We start from the raw sequence: 3418 nt of genomic DNA, 5'->3' as shown, positions 1-3418 counted from the left end.
GCAACCCCAGAACCCACGGTCAAACCACCAACCCATGACCCCCATCACACCACCAGCACCCCACCCCGAACAGCCAGCCGACCACCAGAACGCCGACCCGACGCCAACCCGAGCCGGCGCGCGGAGCAGGGCTGGACGCCGGCGGGGGCGCGCACGGGGTCGTCGAGCGTCCCGCGGACCGTCCTCCCGGCGATGAAGTCCGCGACGACCTCCCTCACCCTCCGAGGCTCGTCGACGTGTACGTCGCCCCCGCGCCGGGCAGGTAGAGCAGGCTGCCGTCCGGAAAGCTGCGCAGGTAGCCGGTGGCCGACTCCCAGTGGAGGTAGTCGCACAGCCCCTTCACCACGAGGACGGGGCGATCGCTCCGCCCCAGCTTTGCCGGGACGTCGGGTTCGGGCCGCCTGCGCCACGACAGCGGGACGGGGGCGGCGTAGAAGCCCGTGCCGTCAAGTGCGGGGCCGGTGCGGCCGCGGCAGTGCAGGCCTGGCAGTGCCGCGGTGTAGACCCGGTCCTGGCGCGCGTCGGCCTCGCGGTCGCTCGCGAGGGCGTGCGCCGCGACCGGGTTGACCTGCACGAGGGCATAGGTGAGGAGGGTCCGCGGTGAGAGCAGCAGCCGGTCGAGGCGCATCTGTTCCGCGGTGGTGAGGCGGTCCTGCGGACTGCCGTGGGTGCCGTCGTTCCCTCAGATCGCCCGGGGAGAAGACCGCGCGCTCGACCCGGTCGGGGTGCTCGGCGATGTGGGCCGCGGCGAGGTGCGCGCCGTAGGAGTGCCCCACGAGGATCACGCGCGCCGCGCCGATGCGCTCCTGGGCCTGCTCGAGGTCGGCCACCCCGAGCGCGGTCGTGGAGCCACGCGGGTCCGTCAGCCGTGACGAGCAGCCGGTGCCCGGCTGGTCGTAGGCCCAGACGTCATGCCCCGCCTCGGCGAGCCGCCCGAGCACACGGAGCATCCCCGCCGTGGCGGGAACGCCCGGCCCGCCGCGGAGCACGACGACGGGGGTGGCTTCGGGTGCGCCGTCGGCGGCGCGGACGCCGCCGTACGCCAACGATCTGCCGTCAGGCAGTGGCCACGTGCCTGACCCAGGCGCCACCTCCGGAGGCACCCAGCGGTCGCCGAGGGGAATCAGCGCAGCTCCAAAGGTGAGCACCGCGGCGGCGCCGAGCCCGCGACGGCGCGCGACCCACGTGCGGCACGGGAGAGGTCGGCGGCGTTGCTGCCGCGAGGACGGCCGTCGCGGGAGAACCTGCCTCGGGCGAGCCGGTGGTGCGCCGCGACCCAGGCTCCGAGCCCGGCCGCCATCCCCGCGGCGATGAACACCGCGGGCTGTGGGTCATCGCCGCGACGGCGAGCAGCCCCAGCACTCCGAGCAGGCAGGAGGCCAGCACACCGGCGACGACGACGCGGGCTCTGCCGGGTCCTCTGAGCACTGCCATCAGGGCTACCTCCTTGCGCCTGGAGCCGGCCTCCCGATCGACCGCGACGTCGGTTCCGTGCCGGTCCGTCGTCGGTGATCGGTGCGTCGCCGGTAGTAGGCGTAGGTGGCGAGCCCCAGCGTGGGACCCCACAGCGGTGCCGGGATCGCGGCGACGAGCCAGCCTGCGCCGTCGCGGGTGGACATCATGATCATGCTGATCGACGAGGCGCACAGCACTGTCGCGACGAGGGCGGCCGGCACGACCGCAGCCAGCACCGGGACGAGACGTCCCCGGAGCCCGGGGCGCCGGGCCGGGAACACGTCTCCCCGGCGGGAGATCAGGCCGAGGGTGAGGACGGCGCCGCCGAGCGCGGCCAGGCCGAGGAGGATGCCGGAGGCGCGCACGCCGTCGCCGATGGAGTCGGGCCCACCTGGCGCACCCTGGGGCCAGGGGGTGGGCCAGGTCAAGCGGATGACGGCGTACGGCATGGGGCACAGGGCCGCCACCCACGTCGCCGCCGGGCCCCACCGCTCGAGGCGCGCACGCGCCGCCGGTGGGCCTGCGCGATCGCGTGCACATCGTCATTCGCGCCTACGAGGCTGGTCTCGTACGACGCGTGCAACAAGGCTGGAGCTGCGCGGGACGACGCGGTCCTGGCCCGAGGGCCACGGCACGGTCCTGTGTCCCCCGTTCGCAGTGAACTTCCTCGCGCTCCCGCTCAGATCGGTCAGCGGCGCACCCGGTAGCGCAGGTGAAGCACCCGGTTGCCCTGGATCACCACGTCAGGATCCTCCAGCAGGTACTGCGCGTGGACGGACCCGAAGAAACGCTTGCCGGACCCGAACACGACGGGCACGACGTCCATGCGCACCTCGTCGATCAGGCCCGCGGCAAGCACCTGACCCCCGACGTCGCCAGCGGCGACCTCGATGATGCGGTCGCCCGCGAGCTCCCGCGCCTTGGCCACGGCTACCTCGACGCCGTCGACGAAGTGAAACGACCCCTCCGGGTCCCATCCCTCAGGCGGCGGCCGGTGCGTCACGACCACCACGTGGTCGACCCCGCTCGGAGGCGTCCCGTCCCAGCCGTTCGTCATGTCGAAGACGTGGCGGCCGGCGATTGTCACCCCGACCTGGTCCCAGTACGGCCGGGTGTAGTCGTACGAGGTTTGCGACACCTTCAGCACGCCGCTCGCGTCCAACGGGACGTCACCGGAGCAACCAGTCGAACAGCGGTCCGGGCTGGTCGTTCTCGTCCGCGATGAAACCGTCTAGCGACACGGAGCTGTACATGACTACTTTGCTCACGGCGCACTCCTCTGCTTCGGGCGCCCCGGAATGAGCATGCCATGAGCTGTCACTCTTGTAAGGAATCTGTCGGCCGGCAGCGGCCAGCCGTCCAGGACGTGGCCAGGATGCTCGCCCAGGGACCGCCGCCGGACTTCGACGTACCGCGTCGGCAAGCCCGGTGAACGCCCGGGCTGGTGGCCGAGGTGGGCGTGGTCGAAGCAGCCTGCGCGACCGGCAGGTCACCCCGGTCGAAGCTGCACAGCAGCCCGTCCTCTTCAAGCTGCTTGCCTGCTCGGCAGGGTCGTTATCTGCGGCGATCACGCCCTGATGGCCGGACCGAGGTACAGACGGAGAACCGTGGTACGCCTCGGCATTGTTGGGCCGCACTCCCACGTGCCGCAGCCCCGAGTGCTCCACAACCGCGGCAGCGCCATGGTCCGCATCAACGCGCCCGACCCGCGGACGCCTGCAGATTTGATCTTGCGCGAGTCGAGGGCTATCCGCGCATCAGCGAAACCGAAGGCACTCTGGTTCGGGAAGAGCACTCAAATGCTTGCGCAGGGAAACCCACCAACAAAGGCTGTCAATGCAGGAATGGCCCCCACCTGGTGGTGGGGGCCATTCCTTTCAATGGGTGTTCGGCGGTGTCCTACTCTCCCACACAGTCTCCCGTGCAGTACCATCGGCGCTGAGGGGCTTAGCTTCCGGGTTCG

The 3418-nt window shown here is 71.6% G+C and carries 3 protein-coding genes, 1 rRNA gene and 2 pseudogenes; all 6 read right to left on the bottom strand.

Translation table 11 applies throughout. The features are described from left to right. Positions 1–214: 214 nt before the first annotated feature. A complete protein-coding gene (locus ABD774_RS21815; RefSeq protein WP_425554628.1) occupies positions 215–346 on the bottom strand; it encodes a hypothetical protein in 132 nt (43 codons plus the stop codon). Between the two features lie 100 nt (positions 347–446). Continuing rightward, positions 447–950, bottom strand: a complete 504-nt coding sequence (locus ABD774_RS21810) for an alpha/beta hydrolase (protein WP_425554630.1) — start codon at positions 948–950, stop codon at positions 447–449. A 489-nt stretch (positions 951–1439) separates the two neighbouring features. Next, positions 1440–1904, bottom strand: a complete 465-nt coding sequence (locus ABD774_RS21340) for a hypothetical protein (RefSeq protein WP_345045742.1) — start codon at positions 1902–1904, stop codon at positions 1440–1442. Positions 1905–2143: 239 nt separating this feature from the next. Next, positions 2144–2723: pseudogene (locus tag ABD774_RS21335) on the bottom strand (dihydrofolate reductase family protein). A gap of 68 nt (positions 2724–2791) precedes the next feature. Then, positions 2792–2941, bottom strand: a pseudogene (locus ABD774_RS21895) (AraC family transcriptional regulator); the annotation flags it as partial. Positions 2942–3341: 400 nt separating this feature from the next. After that, positions 3342–3418 (bottom strand): 5S ribosomal RNA (rrf, locus tag ABD774_RS21805); the annotation flags it as partial.

It is taken from the genome of Georgenia daeguensis (genome assembly GCF_039537705.1).
GTDB lineage: Bacteria > Actinomycetota > Actinomycetes > Actinomycetales > Actinomycetaceae > Georgenia > Georgenia daeguensis.
The sequence above is the reverse complement of the archived record's forward strand: the minus strand, read 5'-3'. Positions and strand labels throughout refer to the sequence as shown.